The sequence below is a fragment of the Aeromonas sp. OTU364 genome, assembly GCF_038440395.1.
In the GTDB taxonomy this organism is placed as follows: Bacteria; Pseudomonadota; Gammaproteobacteria; order Enterobacterales; family Aeromonadaceae; genus Aeromonas.
In genome coordinates, this window is the sequence record NZ_JASATR010000013.1 from 77,286 (window position 1) to 94,179 (window position 16,894).

At 63.5% G+C, this 16,894-nt stretch carries 14 protein-coding genes and 1 pseudogene; 6 read left to right on the forward strand and 9 right to left on the reverse strand.

From position 1 onward, the window contains the following. Window positions 1–76: 76 nt before the first annotated feature. The 3 genes from AAHB08_RS13800 to AAHB08_RS13810 are packed head-to-tail and all read left to right on the forward strand — an operon-like array spanning window position 77 to window position 5,030. Window positions 77–1,336 carry an ABC transporter substrate-binding protein gene (locus AAHB08_RS13800; RefSeq protein ID WP_342059236.1) on the forward strand — a complete coding sequence of 420 codons (1,260 nt, stop codon included), beginning with the start codon at window positions 77–79 and terminating at the stop codon, window positions 1,334–1,336. Further along, a complete protein-coding gene (locus AAHB08_RS13805) occupies window positions 1,333–3,747 on the forward strand; it encodes an ATP-binding protein (RefSeq protein WP_342059237.1) in 2,415 nt (804 codons plus the stop codon). The genes AAHB08_RS13800 and AAHB08_RS13805 overlap by 4 nt, the downstream gene beginning before the upstream one ends. Window positions 3,748–3,752: 5 nt before the next feature. Further along, window positions 3,753–5,030: a sigma-54-dependent transcriptional regulator gene (locus AAHB08_RS13810; RefSeq protein ID WP_342059238.1), complete on the forward strand. Its 1,278-nt coding sequence runs from the start codon at window positions 3,753–3,755 to the stop codon at window positions 5,028–5,030. Between the two features lie 4 nt (window positions 5,031–5,034). Here AAHB08_RS13810 and AAHB08_RS13815 read toward each other — a convergent pair whose 3' ends face one another. After that, the gene (locus tag AAHB08_RS13815; RefSeq protein WP_342059239.1) at window positions 5,035–6,609 is read right to left on the reverse strand and encodes a methyl-accepting chemotaxis protein; all 1,575 of its coding nucleotides are present in this window, start codon (window positions 6,607–6,609) and stop codon (window positions 5,035–5,037) included. 276 nt (window positions 6,610–6,885) lie between these two features. Here AAHB08_RS13815 and AAHB08_RS13820 point away from each other — a divergent pair, with 276 nt between their 5' ends. After that, window positions 6,886–7,200, forward strand: coding sequence for a hypothetical protein (locus tag AAHB08_RS13820; protein WP_202047978.1), 315 nt, complete (start codon window positions 6,886–6,888; stop codon window positions 7,198–7,200). A 58-nt stretch (window positions 7,201–7,258) separates the two neighbouring features. Here AAHB08_RS13820 and AAHB08_RS13825 read toward each other — a convergent pair whose 3' ends face one another. From AAHB08_RS13825 to AAHB08_RS13855, 8 genes and pseudogenes are all read right to left on the reverse strand, one after another. Further along, a complete protein-coding gene (locus tag AAHB08_RS13825; RefSeq protein WP_139437077.1) occupies window positions 7,259–8,071 on the reverse strand; it encodes a Cof-type HAD-IIB family hydrolase in 813 nt (270 codons plus the stop codon). 175 nt (window positions 8,072–8,246) lie between these two features. Further along, window positions 8,247–9,287, reverse strand: a complete 1,041-nt coding sequence (locus AAHB08_RS13830) for an alpha/beta fold hydrolase (RefSeq protein ID WP_342059240.1) — start codon at window positions 9,285–9,287, stop codon at window positions 8,247–8,249. Then, the gene (gene trmH, locus AAHB08_RS13835) at window positions 9,277–10,023 is read right to left on the reverse strand and encodes a tRNA (guanosine(18)-2'-O)-methyltransferase TrmH (RefSeq protein ID WP_139437073.1); all 747 of its coding nucleotides are present in this window, start codon (window positions 10,021–10,023) and stop codon (window positions 9,277–9,279) included. Before trmH ends, AAHB08_RS13830 begins: the two co-directional genes overlap by 11 nt. Window positions 10,024–10,145: 122 nt before the next feature. Beyond that, window positions 10,146–10,249: pseudogene (locus tag AAHB08_RS21165) on the reverse strand (tRNA (guanosine(18)-2'-O)-methyltransferase TrmH); the annotation flags it as partial. Window positions 10,250–10,358: 109 nt separating this feature from the next. Continuing rightward, window positions 10,359–12,476 carry a bifunctional GTP diphosphokinase/guanosine-3',5'-bis pyrophosphate 3'-pyrophosphohydrolase gene (gene spoT, locus AAHB08_RS13840; protein WP_139437071.1) on the reverse strand — a complete coding sequence of 706 codons (2,118 nt, stop codon included), beginning with the start codon at window positions 12,474–12,476 and terminating at the stop codon, window positions 10,359–10,361. Between the two features lie 131 nt (window positions 12,477–12,607). Continuing rightward, the gene (gene rpoZ, locus AAHB08_RS13845; protein ID WP_005307060.1) at window positions 12,608–12,883 is read right to left on the reverse strand and encodes a DNA-directed RNA polymerase subunit omega; all 276 of its coding nucleotides are present in this window, start codon (window positions 12,881–12,883) and stop codon (window positions 12,608–12,610) included. A 79-nt stretch (window positions 12,884–12,962) separates the two neighbouring features. Then, the gene (gene gmk, locus AAHB08_RS13850) at window positions 12,963–13,589 is read right to left on the reverse strand and encodes a guanylate kinase (RefSeq protein WP_139437069.1); all 627 of its coding nucleotides are present in this window, start codon (window positions 13,587–13,589) and stop codon (window positions 12,963–12,965) included. 299 nt (window positions 13,590–13,888) lie between these two features. Next, the gene (locus tag AAHB08_RS13855; protein ID WP_446699534.1) at window positions 13,889–14,956 is read right to left on the reverse strand and encodes a glycosyltransferase family 9 protein; all 1,068 of its coding nucleotides are present in this window, start codon (window positions 14,954–14,956) and stop codon (window positions 13,889–13,891) included. Window positions 14,957–15,084: 128 nt separating this feature from the next. On the opposite strand from AAHB08_RS13855, the gene AAHB08_RS13860 reads away from it, so the two are divergent. Then, the gene (locus AAHB08_RS13860) at window positions 15,085–15,798 is read left to right on the forward strand and encodes a 3-deoxy-D-manno-octulosonic acid kinase (protein WP_342059263.1); all 714 of its coding nucleotides are present in this window, start codon (window positions 15,085–15,087) and stop codon (window positions 15,796–15,798) included. Window positions 15,799–15,999: 201 nt separating this feature from the next. After that, a complete protein-coding gene (locus tag AAHB08_RS13865) occupies window positions 16,000–16,863 on the forward strand; it encodes a GGDEF domain-containing protein (RefSeq protein ID WP_342059242.1) in 864 nt (287 codons plus the stop codon). Window positions 16,864–16,894: the final 31 nt, after the last annotated feature.

A 16,894-nucleotide genomic window follows, 5' to 3' on the forward strand; every position in this document is an offset into this window, starting at 1 on the left:
CGGGTGTTTTTGACCGGATCTCGAATCTTTGATCGTTCGCACACATTCGATGACCACGGGGAGTCAGCCAGCCGTTATGCGTACCCATTGCCGACTGCTATCCATCTTGATGCTGCTCTGTGGCGGACTCGGCAACGGGGCCGGTGCCGCCTCGCTGACGGTGCTGACCTCCTTCTCCGAGAGCCCGGTCAGGGCCATGGTGGCGGGGTTCACCGAGGCCAACCCCGGGGTCAGGGTCGAGGTGATCTACAGGCGCACCTTGCCCGCCCTGCGGCTGCTGACCCAGGCCGACGGGGCCCCGGTGGACGTGGTGCTCTCCTCGTCCCCCACCTTCTTCCACTCGCTGGACAGGGCGGGCCTGCTGACCGAATTGCCGATCAAGAGCCGGGCCCCCGCCTGGTTGAGCCCGCATACCATGGGGCTGGGGGAGAAGGTGGCCGTGGTCGGCTATTCCGGCATCGGCATCATGTACAACAGGCGCTATCTGGAAAAATACCGGCTGCCGGTGCCAACCAGCTGGCAGAGCCTGGCCGACCCCGCCTTCATGGGCCATGTGATGATGAGCTCCCCCTCCCAGTCCGGCACCACGCACATGATGGTGGAGAGCATACTGCAGCAATATGGCTGGCAGCAGGGCTGGGCCATGCTGATGCAGATCGGCGGCAATCTGTCCGCCATCACGGCCCGCAGCTTCGGGGTCAGCGACGGCATCAGCCGCGGGCTGGCGGGGGCTGGCCTGGTGATCGAGAGCTACGCCCGCACCAGCAAGGCCCGCTTCGATTACATCGGCTTCACCCCCCTGCCACAGGCGGCCATATTGCCGACCTACCTGGCGGTGACCCGCAGCAGCCGGCAATCGGCGCTGGCCGGTCACTTCATCGATTACCTGCTCTCCGCCGAGGGGCAGGCCATAGTCGGCACCTCGGAGATGGCCAAGGTGACGCTCACCGAGCCGAAGCTGGCGCAGCAGACCGAGTTCGTGATCGACAAGGCGCTGCTCTATGGTCGCGCCAACCTGTTGAAGGCGCTGTTCGATCAGACCATCACCCAGCAGTTGCCCAAGTTGCGACTCACCTGGCAGGGCCTCGCCGAGGCGGATGCCGGAGGGAATGTCGAGCGGACTGCCCTGCTGGCCAAGGCGAGGGCCCTGGCCAGCACGCCCCCCCTGAGCGAGGCGGAGGCGCGGGAGCCGGCCACCCTGGCGCTGTTTGATGCCATCTACGAGCAGGACAGGCCCAATCCCCAGGCCGAGCGTCTGCAACATCGGTGGCGCCAGCTCACCCGGGACAATCTGGCGGCCGCCATGGTACTGGTGGAACAGGCGGCCAAACCGTGAGGCGCTGGCGGCTGCGCTGGCCCGGTACCCTGGGGCGGCGGCTCAGACTCTCCTTCGTGGCCATCCTTGTCCTGGCCCTGGCCATGGGGGGCACGGCCTATGTGATGTGGGACAGGCTGGGCCGCCAGGTGGGGCTGATCGTCGAGGAGAGTCTGCCGGCCATCGATGATGCCTACCGGCTGGAGCGGGCCAGCTCCCGCCTGCTGCTGCAACTGGCCCAGCTCAGGGACGCCCCCACCCTGGGGGATTTCCAGCGGCTCTCCCGTCAGGTATCGGTGACCCTGCGGCAGATGCGCCAATCCGCCCTCTCCAGCAGCCCGGACAACCGGGAAACCCCCAGCCAGCGCCAGGCCTTCGCCGAGCTGGGCGAACGGGTCGAGCGCCACGCCGGCTACCTGCGCCAGCAGCTGGATCATCAGGAGATGCTGAGCCAGATGCGAAAGCGCAGCGCCTGGCTGCACCAGGATCTGGTCGAGGAGGTAGCCCCCCTGCTGCAGGAGGTGGAGTGGCACCTGACCGGCATGGTGGCGAACCAGGAGCAGCGGGAGACCCTGGCTGAGGTGATCAAGGAGTTCTCCGCCCTGCAGGATCTGACCTTCAAGGAGAACGAGCTGCAGGGCCTGGTGGAGGAGGTGATAGCCCAGCGGTATCAGCAGGATCTGGAGAGCGCCTTCCTGTTTATCGGCTACAAGATCGACGAGATCGACGGCCTGACGGCCCGTCTCGCCGATTACCCCTCGACGGTGAGCTATCGCCAGATCCTCGAAGAGATAGTCACCCTGGTCAAACCCGGCGGCCAGCTGCAACAGCTGCTGGCCGCCGACGTGCGGACCCATCAACGGCTGGAGGCGCTGCGCCCCCAGCTGGATGAATCCGTCTCCCGCTACCATGCCAGGGTGAGCCGGGTGGTGACCGAGGCCAACCAGGCGTTGCGCACCCTGAGCCATGATAGCCATCGCATGGTGGCCACCGGCAAGACGGTGATCCTGGTGGGGCTGAGCCTCTCTGTGCTGATCGGGGGCCTGGTGCTGGTGGTGCTGATCGGGCGCCGGCTGATCCGGCGCCTGGACATCCTGGGTCAGGATCTGGCCAGGGTCGCCGCCGGGCAGCTGGATCAACCGATCCGCACCCTGGGGCGGGACGAGATTGGCCGCCTGGGGGAGAGCCTGCGCAGCTTCTGCGAGCAGTTGCAGCAGATGGAGAAGAGCAATGCCCTCAACCTCATCAACAACACCCAGGCCTCCCTCATCACCTGTCATCAGGACGGGACCATAGAGTCCGTCAACCCGAGTGCCCTGACCCTGTTCCAGCAGAGCGCCATCGCGCCGGAGCAGCCGCTGTGGCAGCTGTTCCCCGGCGAGGGCTGCGCCGTGCTGGCGGCCCAGTTCCAGCCCGATCAGCCGTTGCAGCGATTCGGCAGCAGCGAATGCACCCTGGCCGTCGAGCTGGCGGGGCAGATACGCTACCTGCACTTCAACTTCCGCCGCTTCGAGCAGGCCAGACGATCCAAGTTCATCATCACCATCACGGATGTGACCCGCCAGGAGCTGACCGCTCGGGAACTGGGGCTGCTGGTGGCGGAGCGTACCCGGGAGCTGACCGAGAATAACCGGCGGTTGGCCGAGGAGGTGGCCCAGCGGGAGCAGGCCCAGCGCAACCTGCTGCAGGCCCAGGACGAGCTGATCCAGGCGGCCAAGATGGCGGTGGTCGGCCAGGCCATGACCAGCCTGGCCCATGAGCTCAACCAGCCGCTGTCGGCCATGATGACCTACCTCTACACCAGCCGGATGGCGCTGGCGACCGGGGAGAGCCAGCGGCTCGGCCAGGAGCTGGACAAGATAGAGCGGCTCGCTCAGCGGATGAACCGCATCATCACGGCGCTGCGCAACTTTGCCCGCAAGTCGCCACAGCTCGACGCCCTCTGCCGGCTGGACCTGCACGAGCTGGCGGAACAGTCCCTGCTGCTGGTGGAGAACCGCGCCAGGCGCGAGGCTTGCCAGCTGCACAACGAGCTGCCCCCCGGGCTCTGGATCCAGGGCGACCCCGGTCTGGTGGAGCAGGTGCTGGTCAACCTGCTGGTGAACGGCCTCGATGCCATCGCCGGGAGGGAGTCGCGCCAGCTGCGGCTGATACTGCTCGAGCGGGGGAGTGCGCGGGTGCGCATCGCCCTGTGTGACAGCGGCCCCGGTTTCGCCGAGGCCATACTGCCCAGTCTGTTTACCCCCTTCACCAGCTCCAAGGAGGTGGGGCTGGGACTGGGGCTGACCATCTGCCGCTCCCTGCTGGCGCGCTGCGCCGGTGAAATAGGGCTGGCCTCTGCCCCGGAGGGCGGTGCCATGGTGGTGCTGGAGTTTACCGTCGACCCATCGGCGCTGCCGATGACGTCTGCCTATGATGACGCGCGGGAGTGAGAACCATGCTGTTGACCCGTAGTCGCCCCACCGATGTGCTGCTGGTGGATGATGACGAAGATGTACTGGAATCCTATTGCCATCTGCTGAACCTGTCGGGGTACAGGCCCAGGGGGCTCGCCGATCCTGAGCAGGCACTGGCCCTGCTCGACGACCAGTGGCCCGGCGTGCTGGTGTCAGACATCTACATGCCTGCGATGAATGGCCTGGATCTGCTGGCCCAGGTGCAGCAGATAGATGCCGAGATCCCGGTGATCCTGATCACCGGGCACGGGGACATCCCCCTGGCGGTCAGGGCGGTCAAGCAGGGGGCCTTCGATTTTCTGGAGAAGCCGCTGCACCCCGAGGCCCTGCTGGATCTGCTGACGCGCGCCATGGCGCACAGGCGGGAGGTTCTGGCCAGGCGCGGCGAGATCCAGACGGCCGTGGAGCATCAGCTGATCGGCACCAGCCCCCAGATCGTCGCCCTGCGTCATCAGCTCAACCAGCTGGCCCAGACCGACAAGGATCTCATGCTGGAGGGGGAGCCTGGCAGCGGCCGCCATACCCTGGCCGAGTTGCTGCACCGCATAGGCGCCCGCAAGGAGCAGAGGCTGCAGCTGCACGACTGCGCCGCGGCTCCCGAGCTTGCAGCCTTGAAAGAGAGCCTGGCGCTCAGCCGTGGCGGCACCCTGGTGCTGAATGCGCCGGCCAGGCTGACGCCTGAGTGCCAGCGCTGGCTGGGGGGCCATCTGCTGGAGCAGGAGCGCAAGGGGGACAAGGAGCAACGCACCCTCGCCCTGTTTGACGAGGCGCCAGAGCAACTGGTGGAGAGCCACCAGCTGATGCCGGAGCTCTATTACTACCTCTCCCAGGTGCGGCTCAAGCTGCCCCGGCTGGCGGAGCGCAGCTGCGACATCATCCCGCTGTTTCGCGCCTTCCTCCATCAGGGTTGCAAGCGCATCGGCCGGCCGGCCCCCCAGGTGGATCGCGCCTACCTGGAGACGCTCAAGCGCCATCGGTGGCCGGGCAACATCCGGGAGCTGCGCAACGTGGCCGAGCTCTATGCGGTGGGCATCATCAAGCTGGCGGGGGTCGAGCGTGCCATCCCGGCCGCCAGCGCCAGGGAGCCCCTCGACGACCTGGTGGAGGAGTACGAGAAGCGAGTGATAGAGGACACCCTGTTCCTCTTCTCCGGGCGGGTGAGCGAGGCCGCCAGCTACCTCGGCATCCCGCGCAAGAAGCTCTATCTGCGCATGAAGAAGCACAATCTCGAGAAGGAGCAGTTCAAGCCTCGCGGCTGAGGTGTCAGATCTTGAACTGTTGCACCGTGGTGGCCAGTTGCTGGCTCTGGTCTTCCAGCTGGCCACAGGTCTGGCGAATGATCCCCAGGTTCTCCAGCATGGCACGACCATTGCCTGCGACGACGCTCAGATTGTGGTTGATCTCGGTGCTGACGCAGCTCTGTTCATGGGCTGCATCCCGGATCTGGCCGTTCATCTCGTTGATGATGGTGATCGCCTGGGTCATCTGGCTCAGGCTCTCCCTGGTCTGGTGTGCCTGAGCGACAGCCTGGGTGCCGCTCTGGCTGCTGGCCTCCATCTTCTGCACGGCCAATTGGCTGCCCTGTTGCAGCCGCTCGATCATTTGCTGTATTTCACCCGTGCTGTGCTGGGTCTTGCTGGCCAGGGTGCGGACCTCGTCGGCTACGACGGCAAAGCCGCGCCCCTGCTCCCCGGCCCGGGCCGCTTCGATGGCCGCATTGAGTGCCAGCAGATTGGTCTGTTCGGCAATGCCGCGGATCACCTCCAGCACCGAAGAGATGTGCCCGACATCTTGCTCCAGCCGCTGAATGCCCTGTTCCGAGCTGTGAATGTCCCGCGCCAGTGACTCCATCGCCGTGACCGTATTCATCAGATCCGTCGTGGCGCTCTTTACCTGGCCGGCCGCCTCGGCCGAAGCGTGCTCGGTCCGGCTGGCGTGCGTCACCATGAGGGCGCTGGTGGCGTTCTGCTCCTCCACCGCGGCGGCAATTTGATCGCTTTGGCGCTGCTGATCTTCGGCATTGCCGAGCATCTGTTCCATGAGGGAGTGCAGCTGCCGTGATGCCGATTGCACAGTGCTGGCGGTCTGGCTGACATCGCTGACGATCCTGTGTACCTGATCGATGAAGCGGTTAAATGTGGAGCCGAGGGTACCAATCTCGTCGCGCGAGGTGATGGTGAGGCGTCGGGTGAGGTCTCCCTCGCCCTGGGCGATATCCTCAAGCGCCTGCTGCATCTGGTTGAGGGGTCTGAGCGTGAGCCGGGTGACTGACCAGGTAAGTACCAGGGCCAGCAGTATGGCGATGAGTGTGCCCAAGCTCAAAACCTGCTGCGCATGCTGGCTCGATGCCTGAACCTCCAGTCTGAGGGCCTGCTGGGATAGCGCGATCGCATCCTTGAGCACATTGAGTTGCTTGCGGATGGTGGTGAACTGTTGCTGTGATGCTTGGAAATGGCTGGCAAGCAGATGGCTGCTCTCATGGGGAGTGGCAAACACGGCCTGATAGTGTGCGAGCCAGCGATCAAACTCCGCCAGCATGAGGTCAAGATTGCTCTGGTACTGCTTGCCGAGGAGGCCTGCATCGATCAGGGTTTGCACCTGGACAAGCCTGTTTCTTGCCTTGTGGCCATTATCCTGAAACTCCGCTAGCTGATGCGTCACATTTTCGGTGGTGAGGCCACCCACGCTTAGCCCCTGGCCTGCGGCAATGACCTGATAGAGGTCACGATAGGCATCTTCCAGGGAGTTTTGTACCGGCAGTATCTGCTCGACAACGGTGCGATTAACCCGCTGTTGCTCGCTAAAACTGGTGTAGGCAACGGCAACTACGCTGGACATGATGATCAGCACAATCAACACGGGTAAGCGGGTTTTGGTTGTGAGGGACAAGCGATTGAGAAGTGTCATGGCGGTGAGTCTCGCAAGGGGAGGTAAATACCGTGCCATTGTCGGACTTCATGTTTTAAAAGGGCTCATACGGTGTCTCGCTGTTGGGTAGGAGCCATAAAAATTTGAGTTATTACCGGCACATAAGGGTGCAGTCGGTGTCGATAGGAGCGAAACTTGTTCGAGTAGTGAGCAGTAAGTTCTGTTCTGTCAGCCAAGAGGTGCATCATGAGATGTCCAAGGTGTCTGAAAGAAGGGGTCGAAAAAGCATTGGATGAACGGGTCGGCCGGGCCTGTGCCCTGGGTTGTGGCGCGGCGGGAGGCTATGCCTGTGCGGCGACCTTTGCCAAGTTCGGGGCTGGGCTGGGGGCCACGCTGGGTGGCGTGGGGATACCCATAGGCGCCATCGCGGGTGCCCTGAGCGGCGCCCTGGTCGGCGGTGCAACCGGTGGTGGGGTCGGGCTATGGCTGGGTCGCACCCTGGATCGGCAGATCTCCCGGCAGTACTGGTGCAAGGAGTGCAACCACAGTTTCAAGCGATGAGGCGCTCGCGCGCATAGTGCCATGGCGATCCCGGGGGAGATCGCCATGATGGCGGAGATCAGGCTGCGCCTGTCTGATCGATGGCGAACAACTGCTCCAGATAGACGGCGACGCCATCCTCATCCGAACTCAGGGTTCTGTCGTGTTCGCTCAGGGCCAGCTTGAGGCGATCATGGGCGTTGCCCATCACCACACCCCGGCCCACCATGCTCAGCATCTCGAAGTCGTTCATGCCATCACCGAAGGCGACCGCCTGGGACATCTCAAGCCCATGCTGTTCCAGCACGGCGCGTACGGCATTGCCCTTGTGGACCCCGGCGTGCATCACCTCGAGGCAATCCGGCAGGGAGAAGGTGACATTGATCCGATCACCATAACGCTGGTTGAGCTCTGCCTCTATCTGCAGCAGTTTCTCGTGTTCGCCGATGTAGAAGACCTTGTTGATCTTGTCCAGCGGGTGGCTGGCGAGATCGGTCAGGCGATAGCTGAAGCCGGAGTCGTGATGGAACTGCAGCAGCCAGGGCATCTCCTCTTCCACCAGCCACTCGTCGCCGTAGTAGACGTTGATGTGGATGGAGGGGTCGCGCTCCAGCGCGATCAGCTCGGCTGCCACCGTGCTCGGCAGAGCCTGGTTGAAGACGAGGGTATCCTGCTTGTCGTGCACCACGGCGCCGTTGGAGGTGATGAGGTAGATATCCAGCCCCAGGGCATCGCGGATGCTGCGCACATCCACATGGTGACGGCCGGTGGCCACCACGAACTTGATCCCCTGATCCACCAGACGGTGCAGGGTATCCCGGGTGCGGGAGGAGATCTGGTGCTGCCCGTTGAGCAGGGTACCATCGAGATCGGACACAACTACCTTGAACATCATTACCTCGGCATCAGTGGAACGCCGGGGCAGTGTACCCCAGCGTCCGGTGTGACCCCATTTATTTAGGGATCCAAAAAATAACCAGTCCCCGGGTCTGTTGCCGTGCTGGTGCAGGGCAAGTGACGCCATGCTGGACGCTGGCCACTCCCCTGGCACGTCACGCAACCGGCCACTAGAAGCGGGCGAAGAAGTCCAGGGTCGCGGTCAGGGCAGGCAGGCGCTGGGCATCGGCCTCGATGAACAGCTCGTGCCAGGCCCCCTCGATCCGCAGCGGCTTGCCCCCTTCACACTGGAGCCGGGCACAGAAGCTGTCCTGGGCCTGGTTATCGACAATGCCGTCTTCCCCGGCCTGGATCAGCAGCAGTGGCGTCTTGATCCTGTCTGCCTCCGCGATGGCGGCATCCCCGGCCTTGATGCCCTCGCGGATCCAGTGGGCCGTCACCCCGCCCAGCTTGATCTGCGGATGCTGCTCATAGAGCTGGCGGAATGCCTGGTAGCGGGGCTCGCTGTGGCTCAGGCCGTTGTCGGCAAATTCATGGGAGACATAGCCGGTCTGGCCCGGGCCATAGGGGGGCTCGCCCAACCAGCTGCCGACCGTATCCATGGTGGCCGCCAGCCCCTGGGCCAGCCACTTGGGCAGGCCGCCGAGGTTGATGCCCATCATGGGGGAGGAGAGCACGGCCGCCTCGACATCATCCGGCCAGCGCTCCAGATAGCGGGCCGAGATGGCGCCGCCCATGGAGTGGGCCAGCAGGAACAGCTTGGCGGGTTTGTCCGCCAGTATGACCTCGTCATGGAACTGCTTCAGATCCAGCACATAGTCGTCGAAGTCGGCGACATAGCCCTTCTCCTTGTCGGCCAGCAGGCGATCCGACAGCCCCTGGCCGCGGTGATCGATGAGGTAGAGGCTATAGCCCTGACGCCACAGATCCCAGGCCAGCTCCTGATACTTGAGGTAGCTCTCGACCCGGCCGTTGACCAGGAGTATGGCTCTGTCCACCTTGGCCTGGCGCAGGGCGGCATAGCGGATGGCGACCCCGTCCTTGGCCTTGAAGGCGCTCTCGACGGCGTGCTGGCGCCAGAAGTCGGGCAGGGTCTGTTGATGGAGGGCGGGTACTTCGGCTTCCGTGGTCAGATGATAGGGATTGGTCACGGCAAGGGCTCCGGCAGAAAACAGGGTCAGGGCCAGCAGGGGCAGAGCGTTAAATTTCATCGGTTGGATACTCCATATCCAGGGGATCGTCCTGTTGTGCGGCCCAGCCCTTGCGGGTCAGCTGCATCCGTTGCCACCAGGCTTCGTCCGCCAGGATCTCGCCGGCCGGGCCGAGCTGGGGATAGGGCATCTCTTTCTCTTTGCAGAGCTGGGCATAGATGGGGTAGCCCCCCTCGAACAGTATGCTGTTCTGCTCCTCCAGGTCGAGCGGGCAGCCGCGCTGATAGCAGCCGGCCAGCTCGCGCTGGCGCTGGGCTTCGTACAGTATGGCGGCGGCTGCCACCGAGACGTTGAGGGACTGCACCATGCCCACCATGGGAATGACGATATGGTGATCGGCCAGGGCCAGCGCCTCTTCCCCTATGCCGTGCTTCTCCTGGCCCACCAGGATGGCGGTCGGCTTGGTGTAGTCGATGGCGCGAAAATCCACCGAGCTCTCCGAGAGATGGGTCGCCAGGATCTGCATGCCGGAGGCTTTCAGCTCGGCCACGGCACTGCCGATATCCGGGTGCAGCTTGACGTCGACCCAGTTCTGGCTACCGCGGGCGGTGCCCTTGCGCTTGTGGATCCAGGTCTTGGGCCAGACGGCGTGGACCCGGTGAATGCCGATGGCATCGGCGGTGCGCACTATGGCGGCCAGATTGTGAGGCTTGTGGACCTCTTCCATGCAGACAGTGAGATCGAGCTGGCGCTGGGCCAGCATGTCGGAGATCCGTTTAAAGCGTTCAGGTGTCATGTCAGTTTCTATCGAGTGAGGCTTGTGGACGTCTTTCCAGGCATACAGACAGTGAGGTCGAGCTGGCGCTGGGCCAGCATGTCGGAGATCCGTTTAAAGCGTTCAGGTGTCATGTCAGTTTCTATCGAGTGAGGCTTGTGGACGTCTTTCCTGGCATGCAGACAGTGAGATCGAGTTGGCGATGGGCCAGCATGTCGGAGATCCGTTTAAAGCGTTCAGGTGTCATGTCAGTTTCTATCGAGTGAGGCTGGTGCACGCAACAAGGCAGGTGGGCTGCTGCATGGGGCCATGAGTGTCTCTTGAAAAGCAGCAGGCGGCTCGCGCCGCCTGTGTGATCAGTTCTTCTGTCGGCTCACCCTGAGCACGTTGGGCATCACCCGGATCTTGCGCATGATGTTGGCAAGGTGGATGCGGCCCTTGGTGGTGATGAGCAGGGTGACCAGATAGACCCGGCCATCCTTCTCTTCTGTGCTGATGGCGTGGATGTTGGCGCCGGTGGCGGCAATCACGTTGGCCAGCTCCGCCAGGGCACCCTGGTGGTTGACGATCTCGATGCTGATGCCGGTGCGGAACTCCTGTTCCTGCTCCTTGTCCACTTCCCACTGCACCGGCAGGTACTTGTCCGGCTCGCGGCTGTAGCCCTTGATGTTGCGGCAGGACTCCTGGTGAATGACCAGTCCCTTGCCCGGGCTGATGTGGGCGATGATGGCATCCCCCGGGATCGGGCGACAGCAGTTCGCGAAGGTGACCAGCATGCCGTCGGCACCCTTGATGGGCATCTTCTTGCTGCTGGACTTCGGTTGCTCTTCCGGCGGCAACTCGTCACCCAGCATGCGGCGCGCCACCATGACGCTCATGGCATTGCCCAGCCCTACATCGGCCAGCAGGCCCTGCAGGTTCTCGTGCTTGGTGTCTGCCAGCACCTGCTTGATGCGCGGCTCGGGGATGTCTTCGATGTTCTTGGCGCCGAGGGCATGGTTGAGCAGGCGGCGACCCAGCACCACAGACTCTTCGGTACGCAGGTTCTTGAGGAACTGGCGGATCTTGGAGCGCGCCTTGGTGGTCACCACGAAGTTGAGCCAGGCCGCGTTCGGGCGGGCGCCCGGCGCCGTGATGATCTCCACCGTCTGGCCCGAGTGCAGCGGACTGCTCAGGGGGTAGGGGTGGCGGTCGACCCGGGAGCCGACGCAGGCGTGGCCGATGTCGGTGTGCACCGTGTAGGCGAAGTCCACCGGGGTGGCACCGGCGGGCAGCTCCATGATGCGGCCCTCCGGGGTGAAGACGTAGATCTCGTCCGGGAAGAGGTCGGTCTTGACCCCCTCGATGAATTCAAAGGAGCTGCCGGCGCTCTGCTGCAACTCCAGCAGGCTCTGCATCCAGCGCTGGGCGCGGATCTGGGCCGTGGTGCCCGAGCTGTCGCCATCCTGCTTGTAGGCCCAGTGGGCGGCGACCCCCTTGTCGGCCATCTGATCCATGAACTCGGTGCGGATCTGCACCTCCACCGGCACCCCGTGCGGCCCCACCAATGAGGTGTGCAGGGACTGGTAGCCGTTGGTCTTGGGAATGGCGATGTAGTCCTTGAAGCGGCCGGGACGGGGCTTGTAGAGGCTGTGCATCTGACCAAGCACCCGGTAGCAGGTGTCTATGTCCTTCACCCTGACGCGGAAGGCGTAGATATCCATCACCTCATGGAACTGCAGCTCTTTCTTCTCCATCTTGTTGTAGATGGAGAACAGGTTCTTCTCGCGACCGCTGACCTGGGCATCTATGCCGGCCTCGCGCAACCGGCCCTCAATCTCGCTCTCGATGGAGTCGATGATCTCGCGGCGATTGCCGCGGGCGCGGCGCACCGATTCTCGCAGCACCCGCGAGCGCATGGGGTAGAGCGCCTCGAAGCCCAGCTCTTCCAGCTCGTTCTTCATGGTGTGAATGCCGAGGCGGTTGGCGATGGGGGCGAAGATCTCGAGGGTTTCCCGGGCGATGCGGCGACGCTTGTCAGGCCGCAGTGAGCCCAGGGTGCGCATGTTGTGGGTGCGGTCGGCGAGCTTGATCAGGATGACCCGGATATCCTGGGTCATGGCCATCATCATCTTGCGGAAGTTTTCGGCCTGGGCTTCCTTGCGATCGCGGAACTTCAGCTTGTCGAGTTTGGAGACGCCGGATACCAGCTCGGCGACGGCGTTGCCGAACAGTTCGGCGAGATCGTCCTTGGTGACCGGGGTATCTTCGATGACGTCGTGTAGCACGGCGGCCATCAGAGTTTCGTGATCGAGTCGCATGTCGCCGAGAATGCGGGCAACGGCAACCGGGTGGGTGATATAGGGCTCGCCGCTGGAACGCATCTGTCCCTGGTGAGCGTCACGGGCCACCACATAGGCTTGCCTGAGCTTCTCAACCTGCTCTGGAGGCAGGTAGGAACTGGCTATTTCTTTAAGGTTTTCAAATAAATACAAGACAGTCCCCGCAGCGGTGAAACGACAATCCGTGGAATTGAGGGTATGCCCTCGAGTTTGCGAGGTTTTCGAGCGGTTGTAAATGGGAAGAACAGTCGGCACCCGGGCGGGCGCCGACCATGAGAAATAACTTAACCGCGGCCTTCGGCGATGGCAGCAACGGCAGCCAGCTCGGCGGCTTCCTGCTCTTGCTGCTCGTAGCGGTCCTGGGTATCCATCACCTGGTTGTTGACCAGACCCAGTTCGATCTCGCGCAGGGCGATCACGGTCGGCTTGTCGTTCTCTTCGTCGACCAGGGGATCTTTGCCTTGTACCGCGATTTGACGGGCGCGGCGTGCGGCGACCAGCACCAGGTCAAAACGGTTACCTACCTGTTTTACAGCATCTTCTACAGTAACGCGTGCCATGCAGGACTCCAGTGTTTGGGCTTTCTGTGTTTGAAAAAGCAGTGTTTAAAAATGACGCAAAAGTTTACTTGTTTTTGGCCTATTCTGCCAGTAGCTGTTGCAGCAAGTTTTGTTGGGCCTGCTGCTGCTGGCGCAATTCCAGCCGCTGGCACTCTATGATGGCCCTGAGCTGGAACAGCGCCTGCTCAAAGTCTTCATTGATAATGACATAGTCATACTCGTCGTAGTGCACCATTTCGGCAATGGCTTTCGCCATCCGGCCGGCGATCACTTCGCTGCTGTCCTGGCCGCGGCCGATCAGGCGGCGCTCCAGCTCTTCCCGGCTCGGGGGCAGGATGAAGATGGACTTGGTCGGCATCTGCTCGCGGATCTGGCGGGCGCCCTGCCAGTCGATGTCGAGGAAGACGTCGATGCCTTGGGCCAGGCAGGCCTCGATGGCGGCGCGGGAGGTGCCGTAGTAGTTGCCGAACACCTCTGCCCACTCCAGAAAATCACCGCGCTCGATCAGCGCCTTGAACTCTTCCACCTGCACGAAGTGGTAGTGCACCCCGTGCTCTTCGCCGGGGCGGGTGGCACGGGTGGTGTGGGAGACGGAGAGCTGCATCTTGCCGGCGTCGTTGTGCTGGGTCAGCAAGGCATTGAGCAGGCTGGACTTACCGGCCCCGCTCGGGGAGGAGATGATATAGAGAGTGCCTTGTTGCGCCATGTCTGTACCTTTAAGCGATGACCCGTGTTTTGGTTGTAGCAGAGGCTGCCGTCATGTGCCCGAAAGGGAGACAGTCGCTCGCAAAACGCGGAAGAATCAGAGTCAGGAGGTTGTAAAGGCGGCGAATGTTAGCAGATGGGGGCGGATAAAAAAACGGCCGGAATCATATTCCAGCCGATCAAAGTATTCGTTGCTTGCTGCGGGAGCGTTACCCACATCGGCCGCTATTCTGCCCCCGGCACCCGACTCGGGCCATCAGATTATCCCTGCCTCAGGGCTCGGAATTTCCGAGTTGCCCCTCAGCCCGGCAGCTGGCGCTCGGCACAGAGCCGATCGAAGGCGGCGATGACCCGCTCGCTGGTGATCTTGCGCATGGCGTCCGGATCCTTGAGGCGGGTACGCCAGTCGAGCGCCGCCAGCGGCTTGCCGGTCTCCTGCTCGATCAACTCCTGATAGACGCTGACCGCGTGTTCGCGGCACAGATAGGGGCCGGTGCGATCCGGGTTGTGATGGGCGTAGAGGCCGATCACCGGCGTGCCCGCCAGGGTCGCCATGTGGGTGGGGCCTGTATCGGGGGCGAGCACCAGGCTGGCTTCCTTGATGAGTGCCAGCAGTTGCTTGAGGTTGGTCTGCCCCACCAGGTCCACCGGCTTGCTCTGGCTCAGGCGCTGGATGTCGGCGGCCAGATCCCGCTCCAGCCTGGCCGGCCCGCCGCAGAGATAGACCTGAAACCCCTTGCTGGCGGCATGATCCGCCAGGGCGGCATAGCCTTCGGCGGTCCAGTTCTTGAACGCCTTGCTGGCGGCGGCGCAGATGAGCAGGGTCGGCTTGCCGTCTATCTTCTCCCGGGCCCAGGCCTGGTGCTCGGCGCTGATGGGCAACTGCCAGTCCGGGGTCAGATCCTGGATGCCGAGCTCCCTGGCGAAGGCGAGTAAGCCATCCAGCACATGGGGGGAGGCGGGGGAAGGCACTTGATGGTTGGTGAACAGCCACTGACCGTCGTTGGCCCGCGCCTTGTCGAACCCGAGCTTGATCTTGGCCCTGATGCCCAGGGTGGCGATGCTGGCCCGCAGAGCCGCCTGCAGGTGAAGCAGGGCATCGAATTTGCGGCCCTTGAGGGTGCGCCAGAGATCGCGGTAGCCACGCCAGCCCTTGCTCTTGTCGAAGGGGATCACCTCCACCCCGGGCAGATCGGCAAACAGGGTCGCCTCTATCTTGCCGGTTACCCAGGTGATGCGAGTCTCTGGCCAGGCCCGCTGGATGACGCGCACCAGCGCCAGCGCATGGCAGCAATCCCCGATGGCGGAGAGCCGCAGGATGCAGATAGAGGAGGGCGGCGTTTGGAACAGCGGCATGATGTGGCGCAATGGTGGCAAAATGGATGGATGGCATTATGCAAACTCCCTTGTGGATTGTAAAATTGCGCCAGCTGCCCGACCGGCACAGTCCCCATGACGGGATGCATTGCGTCCCACTATCGACCGGAATACTCATGATGCTGACACAGACCGCCCACAACCAGATCTGCTGGTATGCCGAAGGCGCCTTCCGCGACCCTTCCCCTGCGTTGTTCGATCCGGCCTGGTGGCAGACCCATCGGCAGGTGGTGGGCTCCGCCATAGGCCGTGGGGTGACCTGGTTCGTGAAGGACGAGTCGCGCCACCTGGTGCTGCGCCACTATTATCGCGGCGGCATGGTGGGCAAGCTGGTACGGGATCGCTTCTGGTTCGAAGGGGTTGAATCGAGCCGCGCCATGGCCGAATACCGTCTGCTGGCCCAGCTGAGCGAGCAGGGGCTGCCGGTGCCACGGCCGTTCGCGGCCCGCATGGTCAAGCAGGGGCCCTTCTATCGCGCCGACATCCTGATCGAGCGCATCCGTGGCGCCAAGGATCTGGTGGCCCTGCTCAAGCAGGGGGCGCTCCCCGACGAGGTGTGGCACAAGGTGGGTCAGACGGTGCGCCGGCTGCACGAGGCCGGGGTCTGTCACGCCGACCTCAACAGCCACAACCTGCTGCTCGACAAGGAGGGCAAGGTGTGGGTGATCGATTTTGACAAGGGGGCTATCCGCTCCCCTGGTAGCTGGCAGCAGGCCAATCTGGAGCGGTTGCTGCGCTCCTTCAATAAGGAGTCGCAGCTGCACACCAGTTTCCACTTCGTGCCGGAGAACTGGCAGGCTCTGATGGCGGGCTATCAGGGCAAGACGGGCTGAGCTCGGCCTCCACTTCGTGTCTGAAGGTTGGCAGGCCCTGATGGCGGGCTATCAGGGCAAGACGGGCTGATGGAGCGGCTGGTGCGGATGAAAGGGCACCAGGGAAAAGCGGGTTGGCGCTGTTGCTCGGCGCAATCGCCAATGTTACTTATTGAGTGTTGCTGTCTGGGCAGACAGTCAGATCCGGTTTCGAGGCGCGTGATGGAAAGGTATGAGACTCCCGGGGTTGAGGTCATTACCCCGCTTGAGGTGATGCTGAAGGCAGAAGCCATGGCGATGCTGGAGGCCGGGATCTGGACCTGGTCGGTCGAACAGGGCCTGAGGCGCGATCCCTCCTGCCTGCAACTGCTGGGGCTGGTGGGGAACGAGCTGGATGATCTCGGCTGGCTGGCCCGGGTGCACCCGGATGACGGGCCCCGCCTGGGGGAGGCCATCGATGCCTGTCGGGAGGGGCGCAGCAGCGGGTTGCGGCTCGAGTACCGCATCCTGCACCATCAGGGCCACTACATCCGGCTGGAAGAGCGGGTGCGCCGCGACGAACGAGGCCAGCTGCTGGGGGTGGTGCGCCATCTGGACGCGGTCATGCCCCAGCTGGACGATCGCCACGACACCGACCCCCTCACCGGGCTCGAGAGCCGCAGTCACTTCGAGTCGCTGCTGGACGAGCGGCTGACCAGCGAGAGCGGCAGCTTCTGCCTGCTGCAGTTCACCGTGGATCACCGCAGCAAGATATTGCAGCTGTTTGGCGAGGCCGCCTGCGACGCCATGCTGGCCAAGCTGGCCCGCATAGTGCGCCGCGAATTGCGGCGGGAAGATCCCTTCGCCCGCTGGGACGAGGACGGTTTCATCCTGATGCTCTCCCAGACAGATCGGCTGAGCGGCCTCGAGATTGCCGAACGGCTGCGTCTCGAGATCGCCGATGCCAGCCTGTTGCCCGAGCGGCCGGTGACCGTCAGCATAGGTCTGGTGCAGAGCCAGAGCGCCGAGCAGCTCGATCACCTGCTGGCCCGGCTGGCCTCCTGCCACGGCCAGGCCAGGCGGGAACGCAACACAGTGGTTGGCTGATTTTTAGTCAGCGCTCACTCACCCGCCGACG

What these genes read in the sequence shown, in the direction of transcription:
- AAHB08_RS13800 (WP_342059236.1), top strand. Translation starts at nt 77, where the DNA reads ATGCGTACCCATTGCCGACTGCTATCCATCTTGATGCTGCTCTGTGGC.
- AAHB08_RS13810 (WP_342059238.1), top strand. Translation starts at nt 3,753, where the DNA reads ATGCTGTTGACCCGTAGTCGCCCCACCGATGTGCTGCTGGTGGATGAT.
- AAHB08_RS13815 (WP_342059239.1), bottom strand. Translation starts at nt 6,609, where the DNA reads ATGTCCAGCGTAGTTGCCGTTGCCTACACCAGTTTTAGCGAGCAACAG.
- AAHB08_RS13820 (WP_202047978.1), top strand. Translation starts at nt 6,886, where the DNA reads ATGAGATGTCCAAGGTGTCTGAAAGAAGGGGTCGAAAAAGCATTGGAT.
- AAHB08_RS13825 (WP_139437077.1), bottom strand. Translation starts at nt 8,071, where the DNA reads ATGTTCAAGGTAGTTGTGTCCGATCTCGATGGTACCCTGCTCAACGGG.
- AAHB08_RS13830 (WP_342059240.1), bottom strand. Translation starts at nt 9,287, where the DNA reads ATGAAATTTAACGCTCTGCCCCTGCTGGCCCTGACCCTGTTTTCTGCC.
- trmH (WP_139437073.1), bottom strand. Translation starts at nt 10,023, where the DNA reads ATGACACCTGAACGCTTTAAACGGATCTCCGACATGCTGGCCCAGCGC.
- rpoZ (WP_005307060.1), bottom strand. Translation starts at nt 12,883, where the DNA reads ATGGCACGCGTTACTGTAGAAGATGCTGTAAAACAGGTAGGTAACCGT.
- gmk (WP_139437069.1), bottom strand. Translation starts at nt 13,589, where the DNA reads ATGGCGCAACAAGGCACTCTCTATATCATCTCCTCCCCGAGCGGGGCC.
- AAHB08_RS13860 (WP_342059263.1), top strand. Translation starts at nt 15,085, where the DNA reads ATGCTGACACAGACCGCCCACAACCAGATCTGCTGGTATGCCGAAGGC.
- AAHB08_RS13865 (WP_342059242.1), top strand. Translation starts at nt 16,000, where the DNA reads ATGGAAAGGTATGAGACTCCCGGGGTTGAGGTCATTACCCCGCTTGAG.